The organism is Amycolatopsis sp. lyj-112 (genome assembly GCF_046549055.1).
In the GTDB taxonomy this organism is placed as follows: Bacteria; Actinomycetota; Actinomycetes; order Mycobacteriales; family Pseudonocardiaceae; genus Amycolatopsis.
Genome location: NZ_JAJPWS010000006.1, coordinates 112,169 through 131,405, shown reverse-complemented (window position 1 = coordinate 131,405; position 19,237 = coordinate 112,169). Strand labels below are relative to the sequence as shown.

Genomic DNA, 19,237 nt, shown 5'->3' with positions numbered 1-19,237 from the left:
GTGGAACGCCGCGACGTGCGCTGATGTGCGCCCTTGACCGCATCAAGGGGGACACTGCACCCCTCCGATCAATGTCGGAAGACGACCTTGCCTGAAGTTTCCCCATCGAGCATGTTCTTAAACCCGGTTTCGGCATCTGCGAACGGCAATTCGGCACCGATCTGCGGACGGACGCCGGTGAGCTCCAGATAGGCCAGGAGATCGGTCAGTTCGTCCCTGGTGCCCATGGTCGAACCCGCGATGCGCAGTTGCAGAAAGAACACGCGCTGCAACTCCGCGTGAGCATCCGGTCCGCTGGTGGAGCCTGAGACGACGATGATCCCGCCGGGTTTGAGCGACTTCACCGAGTGGGACCAGGTCGCCTTGCCGACGGTCTCGAAGACCGCGTCGACCCGCTCGGGCAGCCTCGCGCCGGACTCAAAGGTCTGATGTGCGCCCAGATTCTCGGCCAGCGCGCGCTTCTCCTCGCTACGGCCTGTCACCCAGACACGGAAGCCCGCTGCCCGCCCGAGCTGCACGAGGGCGGTCGAAACGCCGCCGGAGGCGCCCTGGACGAGCATCGTCTGTCCTGGCCGTAGCCCGGACTTCACGAACAGCATCCGGTACGCCGTCAGCCAGGCCGTGCCCATGGTCGCGGCTTCGGCGAAGCTCAGGCCCGCCGGTTTCGGCACGACGTTGCGTGCCGGCACGACGACCTGCTCGGCGAAGGAGCCCTGGTGCTTCTCGGTCAGCAGGGTCCGCTTCGGGTCGAGGGTGTCGTCGCCCTGCCAGCCGGGGGCGTTGATCACCGAGTGGAGGACGACCTCGGTGCCGTCGTCGAGGGTGCCCGCGCCGTCGCAGCCCAGGATCATCGGGAACTGCTCGGGTTTGATGCCGACCCCGCGCAGCGTCCACAGATCGTGCATGTTCAGGCTCGCGGCCTTGACGTTGACCCGCACCCAGCCTTCGGGCACGTCAGGCTCGGGACGCTCGCCGATCACGAGCGAGTCCAGCGGCTTTTCGGCGTTGGGTTCGGATGCGTAGACGGCGAACATGTCAGCAACCTACCCCTGCCTGCCCATCGCGCGCAGATGCCACGAGCGTAGGCTCACCCCGTGTTCAACGGGCTTGCTGACTGGTGGGACGGCGTCGAGCTTTGGCTTGCGCAGGCCGGGTTCCCGGTCCAGTTCGTGCTGGTCATGGTGGTCGTGGTGCCGCTGTGCCTGGTCGCGGCGTGGGCACTCGACACGCTGTTCGGCAAGGTCGCCCGGCTCTTCGGCACGGCCCGCGATGCCGACCGCTCCGACCGGCCCTCCTAAGCTGGCCAACCATGTTCAACCGTAGGCGGATCACCGCCGCCCTGATCGGCCTCATCGTGCTGGTGCTCGCCGGCTGGCTGGTCAAGGACGGCATCAGCGGCGACGACACGAAGAGCACTTCGGCTCCGGCGAGTTCGTCCGCTTCGGCAGGCCCGACGGGCGAGGCCGGGGCGAGCCGGGTCAAGGGCAAGGTCGCGGGCGAAGAGTCAGGGCTCCCGGTCAAGCCGCTGTCCGGGCTGCCCCCGCAGGCGTCCGAGACGTGGCGGCTCATCAAGGCGGGCGGGCCGTACCCGTATCCGCGCAACGACGACGTCCTCTTCCAGAACCGGGAGAAGATCCTGCCCGCCAAGGACTCCGGCTACTACCGCGAATACACGGTCAAGACACCGGGGAGCCCGGATCGCGGGGCGAAGCGGCTGGTGACCGGCTCCGGCAAAGAGCTGTTCTTCACCGACGACCACTACAAGTCCTTCGTCGTAGTGGACATCACTCGATGAGCGCCGCGGAAGAGCCCGTGGCGAAGGCCGCGGCGGAGAAGGCGTTCGCCCGGGGTGCGTATCCGCACTTCATCGACGGGAGCCGGACGGTCGACAAGGCGTCCATCCTGGACGCGATCGCGGAGGCGCTGTCGTTCCCCGACTACTTCGGGAAGAACCTCGACGCGCTCTACGACTGCCTCACCGACCTGGCCTGGCTTCCGCCCGGCGAGCACGTGCTGATCTGGTCCGGGTCCACGGTGCTCAAGGACCGCGACCCCAAGGCTTACCTGGCCGTCCGCAGCGTGCTTTCCGACGCGCAGCGGGCGCTGGGGCCGTCCGGTGACCGGTCGGACTCCAGGCGCCTCACCGTCGTCCTGCCCGACTAGCCCTCGGGAACCCAGTTCGGCGTGCGCTTTTGCGCGAAGGCCGTGATGCCCTCTTGGCCCTCTTCGCTCGCGAAGAACCCTGCGGACAGTTTGTTCATGGCCTCGAAGCCCTCGCCCGGGGTAGCCGGACGCGGCCTGCTGAGCAGTTCCTTCGTCGCCGCGAGCGCCTTCGGCCCGCCGAGGGCGAGCGCGTCGACGTACCGGGCGACCTCACCGTCGAGTTCGTCGGCGGAGACGGCGGAGTTCAGCAGGCCGATCTCGACCGCCCGCTTCGCGTCGAACTTGTCGCCGGTCAGGAACAGCTCGTGCGCCGCGCGGGCGTTGAGCCGGGGCAGCACGGTGAGCGAGATGACGGCCGGTACGACACCGATCCGCACCTCGGAGAAGGCGAAGGTCGCTTCGTGCACCGCGACGGCGATGTCGGTCGCGGCGACCATGCCGATACCCCCGGCCCGCGCGGGGCCGGCCAGCTTCGCCACCACGGGCTTGGGGCTGGTCCACAGCTGCTCGAGGATCTTCGGGAACTCGTTGACGCCCTGGTCGCCCGCACCGGCGCCGCGGGCCTCCTTGAGGTCCATCCCGGCGCAGAACACCGGCCCGGTGTGGGTGAGCACGATGACCCGTACCGCGTCGTCCGCCTGCGCCTTGTCCAGCGAATCGCTCAGTTCCCGCCGCAGCTGGGCGGAGAGCGCGTTGCGGTTGTGCGGGGAGTCCAAGGTGATCGTGGCGGTGCCGCCCGCCACGTCGTAATGCACCAGTTCGTCAGCCATGGCCACACCCTCGCACAAGGGCTCGCCAGGCTGCGACAGAACTAGGCCGCGACAGAGCTGTCCGGGTCGCCGTCGCGAGGTCCGGCCGCGACGTCCGGCCTCGGGAACTGCGTCCGCAGCGTGAAGACCTCCGGTATCGGGCCGTTCTCTCGCAGGTGGCGGACCTTGGCCACGCACTCGTCGACCGTCGGCTGGTGCCCGGACGGGACCCACCACAGCGCGGTCATCATGTCCTTGACCGGCAGGAACCATTCGCGGCGCCGTTTGAGATAAGCGAGGTGTTCACCGGAGAACACGAAGTCGGAGAGTGCTTCCACCGACGTCCACACGGATATGTTGGGCAGTACGCCGAAGCTGTCTCCCATGTCCCAGTCGAACGCGCGCACAGCGCTCATGTCGCCGTCTTCGACCTGCAGCCGCCAGATGAAGCCGGGTGCGACGTCGGCGCTGGCGTTGACCAGGGCCAGACCGGTCACGAAATCCTGCATCGAGGGATCTTTGAACGGCGCCAGCATTCGGGCGATGGTCACCTGTGCCAGTTCGAAGGCAGTCATGTCGCGATCGTGCCCGGGACGGGCCCCTGAAGGCCACTTCAATCCTGCCGAAATGGCCTTCAGGGACTTTGGGTCCTTCGGGCGGTCAGCCGATCGTCGTCGTGGAGAACGTGGGGCTCGGGTTCGGGAAACAGGACGTCGGCGCCGACACGTCGAAGCCCGCGCTGACCACCGCGGTGAAGGTCAGGCCCGGGTCGCCATAGCTGGTGCCGCCCAGTTTCGTTTCGATGGTGCCGGACGAGCCGGCGGTGAGATGCGCGGTCACGGTCGGCAGTTCGAACGTCGAGCCACCGGCGATCGGGCCGGGGAAGCTCAACGTCGCGACGCTGCCGGAGACGGTGATCTTCGGCGGGGTCGTGCCGATGCCGGAGCCACCGCTGAGGTCGGCGCTCACCCAGGTGGAGTTCGCCGGGATCGGGATCTTCAGGGCGAAGTCCTTGATGTGCTTGACCTGGTAGCCGCTGACCTCGGCCGGGACCGTGTTGGCCGCCGGGTCGATGACGATGTCGAGGGCGGCGCCGGGCGCGACCGTGGCCGGCGCGGTGACGTCGGCGTCCTGGTTCAGCTTGAGGTACTGGTTGCCGACGAGCGGGGGCTTGGCCTCGCAGTCGAAGACGACGGTGGTCGCCGCCGAAGCGGGGACGGCGAGACCGATGAGCGGGACGATCGCGGCCGAAGCGCAGACGAGGGCACGGAGGGCAGCCTTCATGTTCCACCTACCTTGGGGGTTCGATGGGGAGAGAAACCGAGCCGCGCGGCGTTTAGATAGTTACCGGCAAGTTAACTAACTCGTCAAGAAAGGGCCGTTCCCATACGCGAGGCGTCACGGAACTGGCAACAAGACCCACCGAATATCGGCATCAAGCGCCCGAATGGGACACGCCGTCTCTACCGTGACGATGAATCAGGCGGCGAGCCGGGCAGCGGCGACGTCGTAGCGTTCGAGGACGAGCCCGGCGATCCGCGGATCCGGACCCAGCGGCCCGGCGACGAGCACCGAGGGGTCGGCTTCCCGGGCGAGACGCGCGATCCGGTCCGGCAGCAATCCCGGCGCGAGGAACCAGCCCGCGACGGCGAGGCGTTCGGCGCCCTGGAGCCTCAACCGCGCGATGGCGGCCGGCACGTCCGGCTGAGCGGCGCTAGCGAAGGCCGGGGTCGCGAGCAGTCCGCGCCGCAGGTGCCAGCGGGTGGTGATCCCGGCGACGGCGTCGTTCGCGGCGACGTTCGACGAGCCGACGCCGGCCAGCAGGACACCCAGTGCCGGGTCGTCGAGGTCGGCGCCCGCCTCGGTGAGCCTGTCCAGCGCGACCGTCTCGATGAGCGGGTCGATGCCCAGGACCCCGGACACGCGCACCTCGAGCCCCGGGCAGTCCGCGGTCGCCTCGGCGACGAGCGCCGGCAGGTCCACCCGGGCGTGGTAGGCCACGCCGAGCAGCAGGGGCACCACGACGACCTCGCGGTGCCCCTCGGCGTACAGGCCACGCAGAGCATCCGTCAGCAAGGGCTCCGAGAGGTCCAAAAAGGACTCACGGATGTCGAGACCCGGTGCCAGGCCACGGGAAACGTCGAGCAGCGCGCGGATGGTCGCAGCGGACCGCGGGTCGCGGCTGCCGTGGGCGACGGCGACCAGTGGCGGAGTGAGGCTTGAGGTCATGCGAACCTTTCGCCGACGAGCCCGGCGGCGAGGGTGTCGCCGTCCTTCGGGTCGATGACCAGGAACGCGCCGGTCCGCGGGCTGACGCCGTAGTCGTCCACCCCGATCGCCTCGGCGAGCCGCAGTGTGACCCGGCCGATATCGTTGAGCTCCAACGTATCCGGGCTGTCCACACTGGACAGTGTTTGCTCGTCGAAGCGTGCGTGGATTTCGTCGACGAGGGCCTGGACCGTCCGCGCACCGTGCTTCACCAGCACTCGCGCGCCCGGCTTGAGCGCCTTGGCCGAGAGCCAGCACAACGTCGCGGTGATCTCGTCGGTCACGGTGGGTTGCCGGTCCGCCGCGGCGATCAGATCCCCGCGGGAGATGTCGAGATCGTCGGCGAGCAACAGGGTCACCGAGGTTCCCGACCCGGCTTCGGCGAGGGGCCCGTCGGCGGTGTCGATGCCTTCGACCCGGCTGCGAATCCCTTGGGGGAGCACGACGATCTCGTCACCCGGCCGGATGGTGCCCGCCGCGATCTGTCCGGCGTAGCCCCGGTAGTCGGGGTGATCGGCCGTGCGCGGCCGGATCACGTACTGCACCGGGAAGCGGAACGCCGAATCGTGCGGATCCGGTGCCACGGGCACGGTTTCCAGGTGCTCCAGCAAGGTCGGGCCGGAGTACCACGGGGTCTTGTCCGACTTCTCCGCGACGTTGTCGCCCTCCAGCGCCGAAACCGGCACCGCGAGCACGGAACCACGCTCGTAACCGAGCGACGCGGCGTGCTCGGCGAACTCCTCGGCGATCACGGTGAAGGTCGCTTCGTCGTAGCCGACGAGGTCGATCTTGTTCACCGCCAGCACCAGATGCGGCACGCCGAGCAGTGCGAGCACCGCGGCGTGACGGCGGGTCTGCTCGATGACGCCCTTGCGCGCGTCGACCAGCAGCACGGCCAGTTGCGCGGTGGACGCCCCGGTCACCGTGTTCCGCGTGTACTGCACGTGGCCCGGGGTGTCCGCGAGGACGAAGCTGCGCCTCGGCGTCGCGAAATACCGGTACGCCACGTCGATCGTGATGCCCTGCTCGCGTTCCGAGCGCAGGCCGTCGACGAGCAGCGACAAGTCCGGAGTGGACAGTCCTTTGTCGACACTGGCGCGGGTCACCGCGTCCAGCTGGTCGGCGAGCACCGACTTGGTGTCGTAGAGGAGCCGCCCGACCAGGGTCGACTTCCCGTCGTCCACACTGCCCGCGGTCGCGAGCCTCAGGAGGCTGGACATCAGAAGTACCCCTCACGTTTGCGGTCTTCCATCGCCGCCTCCGACATCCGGTCGTCGGCACGGGTGGCGCCGCGTTCGGTGAGCCGGGAGGCCGAGACCTCGGCGATGACCTCGTCCACCGTGGCGGCGGCCGATTCGATGGCGCCGGTGCACGAACCGTCGCCGACGGTCCGGTAGCGCACGGTCAGTTCCTTCACGACCTCGTCCGGCCGCGGCCCGCCCCAAGGGCCTTCGGTCAGCCACATCCCGTCGCGCTGGTAGACCTCGCGCCGGTGCGCGTAGTAGATCGACGGCAGTTCGATCTTCTCCCGCGCGATGTAGTTCCAGACGTCCGCCTCGGTCCAGTTGGACAGCGGGAAGACGCGGACCTGCTCGCCGGGGCGGTGACGGCCGTTGTAGAGGTTCCACAGTTCGGGGCGCTGACGCCGCGGCTCCCACTGCCCGAAGGAGTTGCGCAGGCTGAAGATCCGCTCCTTGGCGCGGGCTCGCTCTTCGTCACGACGCCCACCGCCGAAGACCGCGTCGAACTTGTTCTCGGAGATCGTGTCGAGCAGCGGCGTGGTCTGCAGCGGGTTCCGCATCCCGTCGGCGCGCTCCTCGAGCCTGCCGTCGTCGATCCAGTCCTGCACCTTCGCCACGTGCAGCCGCAGCCCGTGCTGCTCGACCACGCGGTCGCGGAAGTCGATGACCTCGTCGAGGTTGTGCCCGGTGTCCACGTGCAGCAACGGGAACGGCACCGGCGCGGGCCAGAAAGCCTTGATCGCCAGGTGCAGCAGCAGCGTCGAGTCCTTGCCTCCGGAGAACAGGATCACCGGCCGGTCGAACTCGCCCGCCACCTCGCGGAAGATGTGGATGGCCTCGGACTCCAGCGCCGCGAGGTTGTCTTGCGCGGCATCGGTCGCCGGTTCGAGCGTGGTCATGTCGTCCCTTCTCACCCGTGCAAACCGCACTCGGTCTTGCCCTGCCCGGCCCAGCGGCCACTGCGGGCGTCCTGCCCCGGAGCGACCTTCGCGGTGCACGGAGCGCAGCCGATCGACAGATAACCGATGGACACCAACGGGTTCTCGAGGATCCCGTGCTCGGCGATGTAACCGTTGAACTCGTCGTCGGACCACGGTGCGATCGGGTTGATCTTCACCAGCCCGTTGCGGTCGTCCCAGGTGACGATGGGCGTGTTCGCACGGGTGGGGGCGTCGACGCGGCGGACACCGGTCACCCACGCCGAGTACTTCGCCAGGGTGTCGCGCAGCGGCACGACCTTGCGGAGCTGGCAGCACTGGTTCGGGTCGCGTTCGTGCAGCTTCGGGCCGTACTCGGCGTCCTGCTCGGCGACACTCTGCGCGGCTTGGGCGTTGACGATCCGCACGCCCGGGTAGACCGCCTGCACCGCGTCCCGGGTGCCGATGGTCTCCGGGAAGTGGTAGCCGGTCTGCAGGAACAGCACGTCGACGTCGGGTTTGACCTGCGTGGCCAGATCGATGAGGACGGCGTCCTGCATGTTCGACGCGACGATGAAGTCGTCGCCGAAGGTCTCGGCGGTCCAGCGCAGGGCCTCGGTCGGGGTCGCTTCCGCGAGTTCCTGAGACGCCCGTTCGGCGAGCGTCTTGTAGTCGGCAGTGGCGGTCATCCTTGCGACACCTCCGGAAAGGACAGTCCGAGGAACTTCACGGTGAAGACCCGTCGGCAGCCCGAGCACAGCCACGACCCGTTCTCTTCCGGGCGCAGGTCCTCGTCGCCGCAGTAAGGGCAGTAGTACGGGGCCGCTCGTTCGGTCACTGCAGAACGCCCTCTTCTGCCCGCAGGACCCACTGGGCGAACCGCTCGCCCGGTTCGCGGCCGGTGACGTACGCCCGGACGACCCGCTCGACGTAGGAGGTCAGGTCCGACGCGGTCACCTTGTGCCCGCGCAGTTTCCGGCCGAACCCGGCGTCGAGGCCGAGCCCGCCGCCGAGGTGCACCTGGAAGCCTTCGACCTGCTTGCCGTCCTCGTCGGTGACGATCTGGCCCTTGAGCCCGATGTCGGCGGTCTGGATCCGGGCGCAGGAGTTGGGGCAGCCGTTGAGGTGCACGGTGACCGGGTTCTCGATCTCGGCCTGGATGTCGGCCAGCCGCTTCTCCAGCTCGTCGACCAGCTGGATCGCGCGGGCCTTCGTCTCGACGATGGCGAGTTTGCAGAACTCCAGGCCGGTGCAGGCCATCACGCCGCGCCGGAACGGGGACGGCTCGGTCTGCAGGCCCAGGTCGGCCAGTTCGGTCTTCAGCCCGCCGACCTCGGCCTCGGGGACGTCGAGGACCACGAGCTTCTGCTGCGGCGTAAGCCTGACGCGGTTCGAGCCCGCGCGTTCGGCGGCCTTGGCGATCGCCAGCAGGGTGGCGCCGGAGACGCGGCCCGCGATCGGCGCGGCGCCGACGTAGAACTTCCCGTCGGTCTGCGGGTGCACGCCGACGTGGTCGATCTGCGTGGCCGGCACCTCGGGCGCCGGGCCGTCGGTCAGCTTCCGCTTGAGGTACTCGTCCTCGAGGATCTGGCGGAACTTCGCGGCGCCCCAGTCCTTCACGAGGAACTTGATGCGGGCACGGGCACGCAGGCGCCGGTAGCCGTAGTCCCGGAAGACGCTGATCACGCCTTCCCAGACGTCGGGGACCTCGTCGAGCGAGACCCAGGTGCCCAGCCGCTGCCCGAGCATCGGGTTGGTGGACAGGCCACCGCCGACCCAGACGTCGAAACCGGGGCCGTGCTCGGGGTGCTCCACACCGACGAAGGCGACATCGTGGATCTCGTGGGCGACGTCCTGCTGGCCCGAGATCGCGGTCTTGAACTTGCGCGGCAGGTTCGCGTAGCGCGGGTCGCCGATGTAGCGGCGTTTGATCTCGTCGATCGCGGGCGTGCCGTCGATGACCTCGTCCGCGGCGATGCCTGCCACGGGGGAGCCGAGGATGACCCGCGGGCTGTCGCCGCAGGCCTCCATCGTGGTCATCCCGGCGTTCTCCAGCTTCTCCCAGATCGTCGGGACGTCCTCGATCTGGATCCAGTGGTACTGGATGTTCTGCCGGTCGGTGATGTCGGCGGTGTCGCGTGCGTGGGTCTGCGAGATCTCGGCGAGCACGGCGAGCTGGCCGGTGGTCAGCGTGCCGCCGTCGAGCCGGACCCGCAGCATGAAGTAGCGGTCGTCGAGCTCTTCGGGTTCGAGCGTGGCCGTGCGGCCGCCGTCGATCCCGGGCTTGCGCTGGGTGTACAGGCCGAACCAGCGGAACCGGCCGCGGAGGTCACCGGGGTCGATCGCGTCGAAACCGCGGTGGGCGTAGACGTTCTCGATGCGAGACCGGACGTTGAGCGGGTTGTCGTCCTTCTTCGACCGCTCGTTGGGGTTCAGCGGCTCGCGGTACCCCAAAGCCCACTGGCCCTCGCCGCGCTTCTGTTTGACCCGGGGCGTTCGGGCAGGGGTCTCGCGCGTGGGCGACGACATGGGAATCCTCCGGCAGATCGTGGTGGTGGCGGGGAGTCAGCGGTTCGTCGCACAGAGCGCGCTCGCCACACGACGGAGATCCACGTGGCGGCGTGCCACAAGCGTGATTCCGGCGCGGGTCATTCGTTCAGCGTGCCACGCGCCCACTATGTGGTCTAGGCCGGTCCGAATGCTGGGAACAGTGTCCGGGTGCGACTATTTTCGCTGGTCAAAGGCCTGATTTGCGGTCAAGTTCGAGTCCGCGGCTCGCCATTGTGACGGAGAACGCGTACGTCTCAGGACGGGAGGAGCCGGTCCACGAGGGTCCGGATGACGTCGTCGTCGGTGACGTCCGCGAACACCTCGGGCAGGGTGAGCCGTTCGACGGTGAGCCCGGTCAGCGCGAGGTACATCAGCAGCACCTCCGGGCGGCCTCCCGGCATTCCCGCGGCGACGTGCCAGCCGACGCTCGCTTCGATGCTTTCCTTGATCGTCGCGGTGAGCATCGAGGCCAGTTCCGGGCGGCGGGTGGCTTCGAGCCGGAGTTCGAGCAGGGCGAGGTAGGGCTCGCGGCGCTGGGTGAGCCGCCCCATGAGTTCGCCGAGCAGGCCGGCGACGCGGTCCCGGGACGGCGTCGCCGCCTGCGGGTTCTCCATGACGTCCGCCGGCGCCGAAACGCGTTCGTGCACGCGCACACCGACCTCGCCGAGTAGCTGGTCCCGGTTGCGGAAGTAGTTGGACGTCGTACCCGGCGGCACGTCCGCCTCGACGTCCACCGCCCGGTAGGTGAGGCCACGCGCGCCCTCGCGGGCGAGGACGGCGATGGCCGCGTCGGTCAAAGCCGTCCGGCGCTCCGGGTTCTGCCGCATCACGAAATCTCCTTGCGTCGTTCAAACCACTACACTTAGAGTACTACGTATCAAGTGGTTAACCGAGGAGGAACACCAGATGCGAATCAACGGTTTCGGCGCCTGTGCGCTCGTCGACGACATCGCCGAGACCACCGCCTGGTGGAAGCGGCACCTGCAGCTGACGGTGACGATCGAGCTGGAATGGTTCTCCAGCCTCAACGTCGGCGTGCCGGGGTATGAAATGAGCTTCGTGAAACGCGGTCACGAGTCCACACCGGAGCCCTGGCGGACGCAGGCGACCGCCGGGTCGATGGTCGGGCTGATGGTCGCCGACGCGGCAGCCGAGTACGAGCGGCTGCGCGGGGAGGGGGTCAAGATCGTCAAGGAACTCGTGGACGAGGAGTTCGGACAGCGGCACTTCTACATCGAGGACCTGAACGGGTTCCTGATCGACATCATCGAGCAGATCCCGCCGTCCCCGGAGTGGCTGGCCGCTAACGGGTTGGCGTAGGCACCACATCGGGTGAGAGTGGCCCCGCAAGGCCGTTGCCGCCGCTAGCTTCGGTCTCCGATCCACAGAGGACGGAGGAGTTGCGCATGCGCCGATGGGTGGTCGCCGCGATGGTACTGGCGTCCCTGCTGATCCCGGGTACGGCTTCCGGGGCCGAGCAGGGCTGCAGACTGGTCGCACCCGAGGAGAGTGCGGTGCTGCACAAGGGCAGCTCGTACCGGTTCGAGGCGGTCGGCTGCTCGCCGGACACCCGGGGGCATCTGGCCAACGTGGTGCTGGTCGAGGTGAACATGAGCCGTGACGTCCGTTCGGATGAGTACGGCGACTGGTCGCTCGACTACGTGGTCAACGACTACTCGATGAACATGGAGACGCTCGTCTGGGTGCGCTTCGAGGACGGCACTCGCTCCACCTCGGTCAAGGTGCGGATCGCCGACCGGTAGGCACGTTCCGTGAAGGCCTCCTTCACTACCTTCAGGGTAGGGAAGGAGGCCTTCACGGCGTGGGGGAGACTGGGGTGTGCCCGCACTGTCACTCGAGACCACCACGCCCGTCGAGTCCGCGCTCCCCGAGAGCGCGCTGGAAGGGCTCGGCACCCGGCCGTTCGGGGTCTACGTGCACGTGCCGTTCTGCGCGACCCGGTGCGGCTACTGCGACTTCAACACCTACACCGCCGGTGAGCTGGACAGCGATTCCTCGCCACAGTCCTGGCTCGAAGGCCTCAAGCGCGAGTTCGACCTCGCCGCCCGAGTGCTCGGGAAGCCGCCCGCCGTCGACACCGTCTTCGTCGGCGGAGGCACGCCGTCCCTGCTCGGCGCCGACGGGCTGCGCAGTGTCCTGGACGCCGTCCGCGACACCTTCGGCCTCGCCCCCGGCGCGGAAGTGACGACGGAGTCCAACCCGGAGTCCACCTCGCCGGAGTTCTTCGCGGGCATTCGTGACGCGGGCTACAACCGGATCTCGCTCGGCATGCAGTCGGCCGCCCAGCACGTGCTGCAGATCCTCGACCGCGTGCACACGGTCGGACGTCCGGTCGCCGCGGCCGAAGAGGCCCGCGCCGCCGGGTTCGAGCACGTCAACCTCGACGTCATCTACGGCACGCCGGGGGAGCGGATCGAGGACCTCCAGGCCTCGCTGGACGCGGTACTGGCCGCCGGGGTCGACCACGTCTCGGCGTACGCCCTGATCGTCGAAGAGGGCACCGCGCTCGCCCGCCGCATCCGCCGCGGCGAACTGCCCGCACCGGACGACGACGTGCTCGCCGCCGACTACGAACTCATCGACCGCGTCCTCGCTTCGGCCGGTTTGCACTGGTACGAGGTGTCGAACTGGGCGACGTCCGAGGAAGCCCGCTGCCGGCACAACATCGGCTACTGGCGCGGCGGCGACTGGTGGGGCGCCGGTCCCGGCGCGCACAGCCACGTCGGCGGCGTCCGCTGGTGGAACGTCAAGCACCCCGCCCGCTACGCCGCCTCGCTCGCCGCCGGGGACTCACCGGCGGCGGGTCGCGAACTGCTCACCGACGAAGACCGGCACCTGGAACGCGTGATGCTGGAACTCCGGCTGTCGGAAGGACTTCCGCTCGACGCCCTCGACGGCGACGGCGTGACCGAAGCCCGCGCCGCCGCCGCCGAAGGCCTGCTCGTGCAGTCCGCTTTGGACACTCAGGGCCGTGCTGTGCTGACCGACCGGGGGCGGTTGCTGGCCGACGGCCTGGTGCGCCGGCTCACCTGACGCCGAGCGCGCGGTCCACCCATCGCCCGACCGGCAGCGCCACGATCACCGCCGCCAGCACCAGGTGCACCAGCATGAACGCGACCGCGACCGGCACGCTCGGCGGTCCGCCGAGGAACACGATCATATGCGAGGCCCACTTCAGCTCGGTCGGTTTCGTTCCCGCCGACCAGACGTCGTTGAGCGCCCAGAAAGTCAGGTCGTTCGCGCCCGAGATCACCACCAGGATCGACGCGATCCCGGTCTTGAGCACGTTCGCCGTCCGGCCGCCGCCGAGCCGGTAGGCCATCAGTCCGAACAGGACGATGAAGGTCACGACGAACAGTTCGAACTGGTAGACAGGCTGGAAGGCGTTCTCGTCGGTGGCGGCGTTGCGGGCGAACGCCTGGATCCGCATGATCAGCTCGGTGTCCAAATAGGACATGTAGACGAAGACCGCGAGCACGATCAGCGCCGGCCCCCACTTGGTGCGCGGGAAGAGCGCCACCGTGGCGACCGCGAACACGAACGGGCACAGCTTGAACGCCCAGTCCGCGACGCTCTCCAGCGTCTGGTCCGGCGGCAGGACCACCATGATCAGCAGGGCGGTGACCACGGCCGGGACGGCGGCCACCAGCCACAGCCACTTGCGGTGCCGGTAAAGCGTGGGCACCCAACCGGTCGTTTCAGGCAGGGTGGCGGTCATTCGGTCTCCTTCTCCGCCCAGAACGGCCCGAGGGCGAGAGCGTCGACGTCGGTCTTGAGATAGCAGGCCACGGCGTCGGCCGGGCTGGCGACGATCGGCTCGTTGTTGTCGTTGAATGAGGTATTGACCACCATCGGCACGCCGGTGATCTTCTCGAACTCGCTGATCAGCCGGTAGTAGAGCGGATTGTCCGTCTTGCTCACCGTCTGCACGCGGGCGGTTCCGTCGACGTGGGTGATCGCCGGGACCTCGTCGCGTTTGTCCGGCAGGACGTCGAACACCAGCAGCATGACCGGCGACGGATAGTCGCTGACGAAGTAGTCGCCCGCGCGTTCTTCCAGGCACGACGGCGCGAACGGCCGGAACGCCTCGCGGTGCTTGACCTTTTCGTTCATCCGCGTCTTCGAATCGGGGTCGCGCGGGTCGGCCACCAGCGACCGGTTCCCGAGCGCGCGCGGCCCGCATTCCATCCGGCCCTGCACCCAGCCGACGATCTTGCCCTCGGCGATCTTCCCGGCCGTGTGCGCGGCGATGTCGTCGACCTTGGTGTAGCGGATCCCGGCGTCCTGCAACGCCAGTTCCATCTCCGCCTCGGTATAGTCCGGACCGGTGTAGGTGTAGCCGTCACGGGGACGCGGCTTGCCGTACTTGCCGACCGACACCTCCAGCGCCGAACCGAGCGCGCAGCCGTCGTCGGCGGCCGCGGGCTGGGCGAAGAAGTCCTCGAACGGCGTCTCCAGCAGGAGCCGTCCGTTCATCACGCTGTTCAGCGCGACACCGCCCGCGACGCAGAGCCGTTTCGACCCGGTCTCCCGCTGCAGCCAGCGCGCCAGGTGCAACCCGGCTTCTTCCAGGGTCACCTGCAGCGCGTAGGCGATGTCGCAATAGTGCTGCGGCACCGGGTTCTCCGCGGTGACCCTGGTCTTGGGCCGGGCGGGGCCGAAGGTGTCGGCGAACTTCTGCGACATCACGTGCTTGGCGGTGCGGTGGTGACCGAAGAAACTCAGATCGAGTTCGAAGCCGCCGTCGTCGTCCAGGTGAATCAGTTGCTTGAACGCGTCGACATAGGTGTCGTTGCCCAGCGGCGCCAGGCCCATGACCTTGCCTTCGTCCCGGGTGGGGTAGAAGCCGAGGTATCCGGTGACACCGGCGTACATCGCGCCGAGCGAGTGCGGGAACTTGATCCGCCGCAGGTCGATGATCCGGTTTCCCTTGCCGTGCCCCAGATACGTGCTGGTCCCGTCACTGCCGATACCGTCGAAGGTGAGCACCGCCGACTCTTCCCACGGCGAGATGAAGTACCCACTCGCCGCGTGCGCCTTGTGGTGGTCGACCAGATGTGTCTTGAACTTTGTCGGTCCGGTCCACTCCGCGGCTTCTTTCACGTCGCGTTCGAGAGTGTAGGACCGCTTGATGTGCGCGAGCACCGCGCCGCCGACGTGGTAGTCGTCGACCCCTTGGCCGCCACCGGTCTTGTAGGTGTCCACCAGGCTCGCCGAGCGGCCGCCGTCGTCGCCGTTGTCGTTGCGGAACACCTCCAGCGTCGCCGGGAAGTACCGCGCGAACACCTTCGCCGCGTGGATGCCCTCACGCCAGCGCTGCCAGTAGTAGGCGACGTGGTCGACGTCGGCGAGCGTGATCCCGGCGCGTTCGAGGCAGAACCTGATGGCGTGCGCGGGAAATCCGCCGTCGTGCTTCACCCGGGTGAAGCGTTCCTCTTCGGAGAACGCGATGATCTCGCCGTCGCGCACGAGCGCGGCCGCCGAATCGTGGACCCTGCTGATACCCAGTACGTACATGTTCCTTCTCCAGTGCGACATTCAGAGTTCGGGATGGTGGCGGCGCAGCAGCCGCCGGAGCACGGTCGCCCGCACGCCGATGGCGAAGACGAGCGCGGCGAACCCGCCGATCGGGCCCATCGCGGGGACCAGCGCCGCGGCGGCCAGCGGCGTGGCGAACAGGCCGGCGACCGACGCCGACGCGGTGAGGGTGAGGACCTTGCTGTTGGTGTTCTCGATCAGGAAGCCCGCGTACAGCCGGACGGCGAACAGCACCGTTTCGGCCACCACGAAAACGCCGAGGACCAGATACGCCCCGGTGGTCCCCTCCTCGGTCAGCATCGCGCGGCCCGCCGGGATCGCCAGCACGATCCCCACCAGCACGAGGAAGACCAGGGAACCCCGTTCGACCAGCTTCAGCAATTCGACCGCCCGGGCTCGGCCCGCGGCCGCCCCGCTGCCTCGCATCCGCGTCGAGATCGCGGGCTGGTGCAGCCGCAGCTGATAGAACAGCAGCGAGCAGAACGCGCTGCTGGCCAGCAAAGCGAGGTAGAAAGGTCCACTGTCGACGGTCCGGCCGGCGAGCGCGAGCACGCCGAACACCGTCGACGTCGCGAGGACGTCGAGCACCTCGGTCATCCCGAGCAGCGTCGTGGTCCGGCCGAAGGCGGGCATGAGCCGGTGCCCGTTCACCTTCCCCGGGCGCAACCACTCCTTCGGCAGCAGTGCCGCGGAGAACCCGAGGATGACCAGGATCCCGCCGAGCAGCAGGCCGAGATGGGTCAGCGGTGACCAGCGGACGAACCAGGTGCCCACGGTCACCACACCGACCACCAGCGCGCCCGCGGTGAACGCCAGCGCGTCCAAAGTGGACTTACCACGGAACCGGTGCAGCCCGGAGACGGTCATCAGCAGCCCTCCGGAGATCGACCAGCCCGCGGCCGTCAGGTACAGCGCGGCGTCCGATTCCGGGGCGGCGACAAGCGCGACCGCCATCGCCGCCAGGACCACGAGCACCGGGGCCACCGCGACGCGGACGGCCAGCGCCGCGACCGCGTCCCGGGTCTTTCGCAGCCGTGGCAGGCATTTCAGCGCCGACTTCTCCGCCGCGGACGGCACGAAGTTCAGCCACGTCATCAGCCCGAGCGCGGTGGCGAACCGGCCGTAGTCGTGTGCTCCCCACGCGGTGACCAGCACCAGGCCCATCGCCTGGATCGCCAGCCGGAAGACGCCCCGGCCGGCGAGCAACCGGAGCACCATCGACGGCCGAGGGGCGGCCGTCGAGGTGCCGGTGACACCGGTGAGCGAGGTGCCGGTCAAGGGAGCGGTACCGCCATGCCCTGCTCGTCGAGCAGGAATTTCAGGGTGCCACGCAACGCGTCTTCCGCCGTGAGTACCTCGGGCACCGTCGACGCGGAAAGCACCGCGTAGCCCATCTTGTAGCCGGCCTGCTCGTACGGTTTGACGAAGGAATCCTGTTCCGCGAACAGTTCCAGGCTGCTCACCTCGGGCATCGCGCGGACCTCGTCGGTGCCTTCGATCCGGACGATCCGGCCGCCGCGGTCGGAGGCGAGGATGTGCACCAGCGTCGGCCGGGGTGTGCGGGGCGAGAGCACGACCTCGCCGCCCGTCGCCGCGGCGATGCCCGCGGCGATCAGGTCGACGCCGGTGCTGAGTTCGATCGCTTCGGCCAGGCCGTTCCCGCCCATCCGGGCGCCCATCTCGATCAGGTAGAACTTCCCGTCGCGGCCGAGGACGGCGTCCAGGGTGAGCGGGCCGGTGCGGTAGCCGAGTTCGGCGCACAGCGCGGTCAGCATCAGGGGCAGCGCGCGGTCGATCGCCGGCGGCAGCCCGGCCGGCAGGAGATGTGACGACGTCACGAAGAACGGCGGCGGGGTGAGCGTGCGCCGGGTGACCGCGTGGAAGACGATCCGGCCGTCGACCGCGAGCGCTTCGATCGTGTAGTGCGAACCGTCGAGGTGTTCTTCGACGACGAGCCGCCCGGACGGCGAGAACGCCAGCGATTCGGTGAACGCCGTGCTCAGCCCGCCGGGACTCGCGCACGAGACCACGCCCCGGCTCCCGGAGGAGTCGACCGGTTTCACCAGAGCGGGGAACCGGAGTTGCTGGGCGGCGAGGACGAGGTCCGGCCCCGGTTTCCCGCCGACGCTGCGATAACTCGGCAGGCGCAGCCGATCGCAGAGGTCCCGGAAGACGGACTTGTCGACGGACGCGGCCACGGCGGCTTCGGGCAGCGGGTCCGGCAGGTTCCAGTGCCGGGTGAGCCAGGCGAGGGTGGGCAGCCCGACGTCGCTGGCCGGGCACAGCACGCCGGCGATGTCGTCGCGCCCTTCCAGCGCGGCCGCGATCTGTTCCGGCGCGCGCACACTGACCTGGACGAACTCGTCCGCGAGTTCCACCCCCGGCGCGCCGGCGCGGACGTCCACGCAGATGGTGCGGAACCCGAGGTCCCGCGCTCGGTGGTAGGTACTGACCGAACCGTCGGCCCCGCCCAGGATCACCAGGCTCTTGGGTGCCGCCGTGTCGTTGGTTCCGGGTTTCTTCACTCCCGCTTGCCTTTCCCCAGGTTGAAATTCGGCTTCCGCCGAGGTGTAGAGCCGGTCGTCCTCGTCGACCGGGAAACTCGCTTCCCTGATGTAGAACTGCCGTGGTCTCGGCTGACCCGCGCCGACCACGACGAGGTAGCGGACGGTCAGCGAAAGCACCGTCAGCACCACGGAGAGCAGGGCGAACGTCAGCGCCGACGTCGCGCTCAGGCCGAGCAGGCCGAACGCGGTCGCGACGCCCGCGAGCAGCGCGAGCCCGGCGCTCATCAGCGCGGTGGTCGACGCCGCCGTCGTCAGTCGCCGGGTGAACCCGACGAACAGTTCGATGGCGTGGGAGGACAGGAAACCGAAGCCCACTTTGGACTCTCCGCGTTCCCGGGCGCGGTGTGCCACTCCGACGGTGGTGTAGCGGCTGGTCAGCCGCGGGACGGTCGCCAGGAAGTACGGCGTGCCGAGACGGAGATCGACGATCTTGCGCGCCAGTTCGGTGCGCACCAGGCGGAAGGCCGTCGCGCCCGGCGGGATCTCGATGCGCAGCACCCGGCGGCCCAGGAAATGGAAGGCCGCGGTACCCCAGCGGCGCAGCAACGGGTCTTGCCGGTTGGTGCGGACACCGAAGACGGCGTCATTCCCGTCCTCCGCCGCGGCGATCAATTTCGCCGCTTCCGAAGCGGGAAACTGCTGGTCGGCGTCTATGTGCAAGATCCACGGTTTACCCGCGTACCGGTATCCCGCGGAAAAGGCCGCTTCGAACCCGAAATTGCGGGTGAAGGATACATAGCGCACGCGGGGATCCGCGTGCGCGAGAGCGCGGATGACGTCCAGTGAACCGTCTGTACTCCCATCGTCCACGTAGAGTAATTCGAGTGGGAGATTCCCCAACTCGGCGACGATCTCTTGGTAGGACGGCTCGATGTTGTCGACCTCGTTGAAGCACGGGATGACTACGGTGAGTCCACTTTGTACGGGGCCGGGCGCTGACCAGGTCATCTGGCGAGCCCTTGCGGTGAGTGCGATAGTGTGTTCGCAGTGTCACCGGTGGTGATTTCACGGTTCATGTGTTCCCTCGGCGCGGACCGGCCGGCAGATCGTGCCGACTCGAAAGTTCCCGGTGTTATAGGCAGGTTCACTTTGTTCCCGCCAGACATGTCGGAAAGTTCCTCCTTTCAGCTCAGTCGAAAAGGAGGGAATTTCACCGGGAATCGGATGAACTACGCATCGCCTGTTCCCAAGCGGGCGTCGATGACGCAGGCTTGCGCGCCATG

22 protein-coding genes are annotated in these 19,237 nt (G+C 68.5%); 6 read left to right on the top strand and 16 right to left on the bottom strand.

Going from position 1 to position 19,237, the window contains the following annotated elements:
* Window positions 1-68 precede the first annotated feature (68 nt).
* Window positions 69-1,034 (bottom strand): zinc-binding dehydrogenase, encoded by a 966-nt coding sequence (locus tag ACLJRL_RS21790; RefSeq protein WP_410658083.1) that lies wholly within the window; start codon window positions 1,032-1,034, stop codon window positions 69-71.
* Between the two features lie 60 nt (window positions 1,035-1,094).
* On the opposite strand from ACLJRL_RS21790, the gene ACLJRL_RS21785 reads away from it, so the two are divergent.
* The 3 genes from ACLJRL_RS21785 to ACLJRL_RS21775 are packed head-to-tail and all read left to right on the top strand — an operon-like array spanning window position 1,095 to window position 2,163.
* Complete coding sequence (locus ACLJRL_RS21785) at window positions 1,095-1,298, top strand: hypothetical protein (RefSeq protein ID WP_410658082.1); 204 nt, start codon at window positions 1,095-1,097, stop codon at window positions 1,296-1,298.
* A gap of 11 nt (window positions 1,299-1,309) precedes the next feature.
* Complete coding sequence (locus ACLJRL_RS21780; protein WP_410658081.1) at window positions 1,310-1,795, top strand: ribonuclease domain-containing protein; 486 nt, start codon at window positions 1,310-1,312, stop codon at window positions 1,793-1,795.
* On the top strand, window positions 1,792-2,163 hold the full coding sequence (locus tag ACLJRL_RS21775; RefSeq protein WP_410658080.1) for a barstar family protein: 372 nt from the start codon (window positions 1,792-1,794) through the stop codon (window positions 2,161-2,163). The genes ACLJRL_RS21780 and ACLJRL_RS21775 overlap by 4 nt, the downstream gene beginning before the upstream one ends.
* On the opposite strand, the gene ACLJRL_RS21770 is transcribed toward ACLJRL_RS21775, so the two are convergent.
* The 11 genes from ACLJRL_RS21770 to ACLJRL_RS21720 form a co-directional block, all read right to left on the bottom strand.
* A complete protein-coding gene (locus ACLJRL_RS21770) occupies window positions 2,160-2,933 on the bottom strand; it encodes an enoyl-CoA hydratase family protein (RefSeq protein ID WP_410658079.1) in 774 nt (257 codons plus the stop codon). The genes ACLJRL_RS21775 and ACLJRL_RS21770 overlap by 4 nt on opposite strands.
* Before the next feature lie 41 nt (window positions 2,934-2,974).
* A complete protein-coding gene (locus ACLJRL_RS21765) occupies window positions 2,975-3,487 on the bottom strand; it encodes a DUF3291 domain-containing protein (protein WP_410658078.1) in 513 nt (170 codons plus the stop codon).
* Between the two features lie 85 nt (window positions 3,488-3,572).
* A complete protein-coding gene (locus ACLJRL_RS21760) occupies window positions 3,573-4,196 on the bottom strand; it encodes a cyclase (protein WP_410658077.1) in 624 nt (207 codons plus the stop codon).
* 195 nt (window positions 4,197-4,391) lie between these two features.
* The gene (locus tag ACLJRL_RS21755; protein WP_410658076.1) at window positions 4,392-5,141 is read right to left on the bottom strand and encodes a sirohydrochlorin chelatase; all 750 of its coding nucleotides are present in this window, start codon (window positions 5,139-5,141) and stop codon (window positions 4,392-4,394) included.
* Window positions 5,138-6,400 carry a sulfate adenylyltransferase subunit 1 gene (locus ACLJRL_RS21750; protein WP_410658075.1) on the bottom strand — a complete coding sequence of 421 codons (1,263 nt, stop codon included), beginning with the start codon at window positions 6,398-6,400 and terminating at the stop codon, window positions 5,138-5,140. The genes ACLJRL_RS21755 and ACLJRL_RS21750 overlap by 4 nt, the downstream gene beginning before the upstream one ends.
* A complete protein-coding gene (gene cysD / locus ACLJRL_RS21745; protein WP_410658074.1) occupies window positions 6,400-7,320 on the bottom strand; it encodes a sulfate adenylyltransferase subunit CysD in 921 nt (306 codons plus the stop codon). The genes ACLJRL_RS21750 and cysD overlap by 1 nt, the downstream gene beginning before the upstream one ends.
* A gap of 11 nt (window positions 7,321-7,331) precedes the next feature.
* A complete protein-coding gene (locus ACLJRL_RS21740; protein WP_410658073.1) occupies window positions 7,332-8,027 on the bottom strand; it encodes a phosphoadenylyl-sulfate reductase in 696 nt (231 codons plus the stop codon).
* A complete protein-coding gene (locus ACLJRL_RS21735; RefSeq protein ID WP_410658072.1) occupies window positions 8,024-8,176 on the bottom strand; it encodes an Insertion element protein in 153 nt (50 codons plus the stop codon). The genes ACLJRL_RS21740 and ACLJRL_RS21735 overlap by 4 nt, the downstream gene beginning before the upstream one ends.
* On the bottom strand, window positions 8,173-9,867 hold the full coding sequence (locus tag ACLJRL_RS21730) for a nitrite/sulfite reductase (protein WP_410658071.1): 1,695 nt from the start codon (window positions 9,865-9,867) through the stop codon (window positions 8,173-8,175). Before ACLJRL_RS21730 ends, ACLJRL_RS21735 begins: the two co-directional genes overlap by 4 nt.
* Window positions 9,868-9,903: 36 nt before the next feature.
* Window positions 9,904-9,990 carry a putative leader peptide gene (locus ACLJRL_RS21725; RefSeq protein ID WP_360907593.1) on the bottom strand — a complete coding sequence of 29 codons (87 nt, stop codon included), beginning with the start codon at window positions 9,988-9,990 and terminating at the stop codon, window positions 9,904-9,906.
* Window positions 9,991-10,142: 152 nt separating this feature from the next.
* On the bottom strand, window positions 10,143-10,715 hold the full coding sequence (locus ACLJRL_RS21720; RefSeq protein ID WP_410658070.1) for a TetR/AcrR family transcriptional regulator: 573 nt from the start codon (window positions 10,713-10,715) through the stop codon (window positions 10,143-10,145).
* Window positions 10,716-10,794: 79 nt separating this feature from the next.
* On the opposite strand from ACLJRL_RS21720, the gene ACLJRL_RS21715 reads away from it, so the two are divergent.
* The 3 genes from ACLJRL_RS21715 to hemW all read left to right on the top strand — a co-directional run bounded on the left by ACLJRL_RS21715 (window position 10,795) and on the right by hemW (window position 12,942).
* Window positions 10,795-11,208 carry a VOC family protein gene (locus ACLJRL_RS21715; RefSeq protein WP_410658069.1) on the top strand — a complete coding sequence of 138 codons (414 nt, stop codon included), beginning with the start codon at window positions 10,795-10,797 and terminating at the stop codon, window positions 11,206-11,208.
* 86 nt (window positions 11,209-11,294) lie between these two features.
* Entirely contained in the window at window positions 11,295-11,651 is a 357-nt protein-coding gene (locus ACLJRL_RS21710) for a hypothetical protein (protein WP_410658068.1), read from the top strand.
* Between the two features lie 76 nt (window positions 11,652-11,727).
* Window positions 11,728-12,942, top strand: coding sequence for a radical SAM family heme chaperone HemW (gene hemW / locus ACLJRL_RS21705; protein WP_410658067.1), 1,215 nt, complete (start codon window positions 11,728-11,730; stop codon window positions 12,940-12,942).
* Here hemW and ACLJRL_RS21700 read toward each other — a convergent pair.
* Genes ACLJRL_RS21700 through ACLJRL_RS21685 form a run of 4 tightly spaced genes read right to left on the bottom strand, consistent with a single transcriptional unit; the run spans window position 12,935 to window position 18,962 of the window.
* Window positions 12,935-13,627, bottom strand: a complete 693-nt coding sequence (locus ACLJRL_RS21700) for a hypothetical protein (RefSeq protein WP_410658066.1) — start codon at window positions 13,625-13,627, stop codon at window positions 12,935-12,937. The two genes, hemW and ACLJRL_RS21700, sit on opposite strands and share 8 nt — an antisense overlap.
* Window positions 13,624-15,426 (bottom strand): carbamoyltransferase, encoded by a 1,803-nt coding sequence (locus ACLJRL_RS21695; RefSeq protein WP_410658065.1) that lies wholly within the window; start codon window positions 15,424-15,426, stop codon window positions 13,624-13,626. Before ACLJRL_RS21695 ends, ACLJRL_RS21700 begins: the two co-directional genes overlap by 4 nt.
* A gap of 21 nt (window positions 15,427-15,447) precedes the next feature.
* The gene (locus ACLJRL_RS21690) at window positions 15,448-16,725 is read right to left on the bottom strand and encodes a hypothetical protein (protein WP_410658064.1); all 1,278 of its coding nucleotides are present in this window, start codon (window positions 16,723-16,725) and stop codon (window positions 15,448-15,450) included.
* Window positions 16,722-18,962: a glycosyltransferase gene (locus tag ACLJRL_RS21685; RefSeq protein WP_410658063.1), complete on the bottom strand. Its 2,241-nt coding sequence runs from the start codon at window positions 18,960-18,962 to the stop codon at window positions 16,722-16,724. The genes ACLJRL_RS21690 and ACLJRL_RS21685 overlap by 4 nt, the downstream gene beginning before the upstream one ends.
* Window positions 18,963-19,237 lie beyond the last annotated feature (275 nt).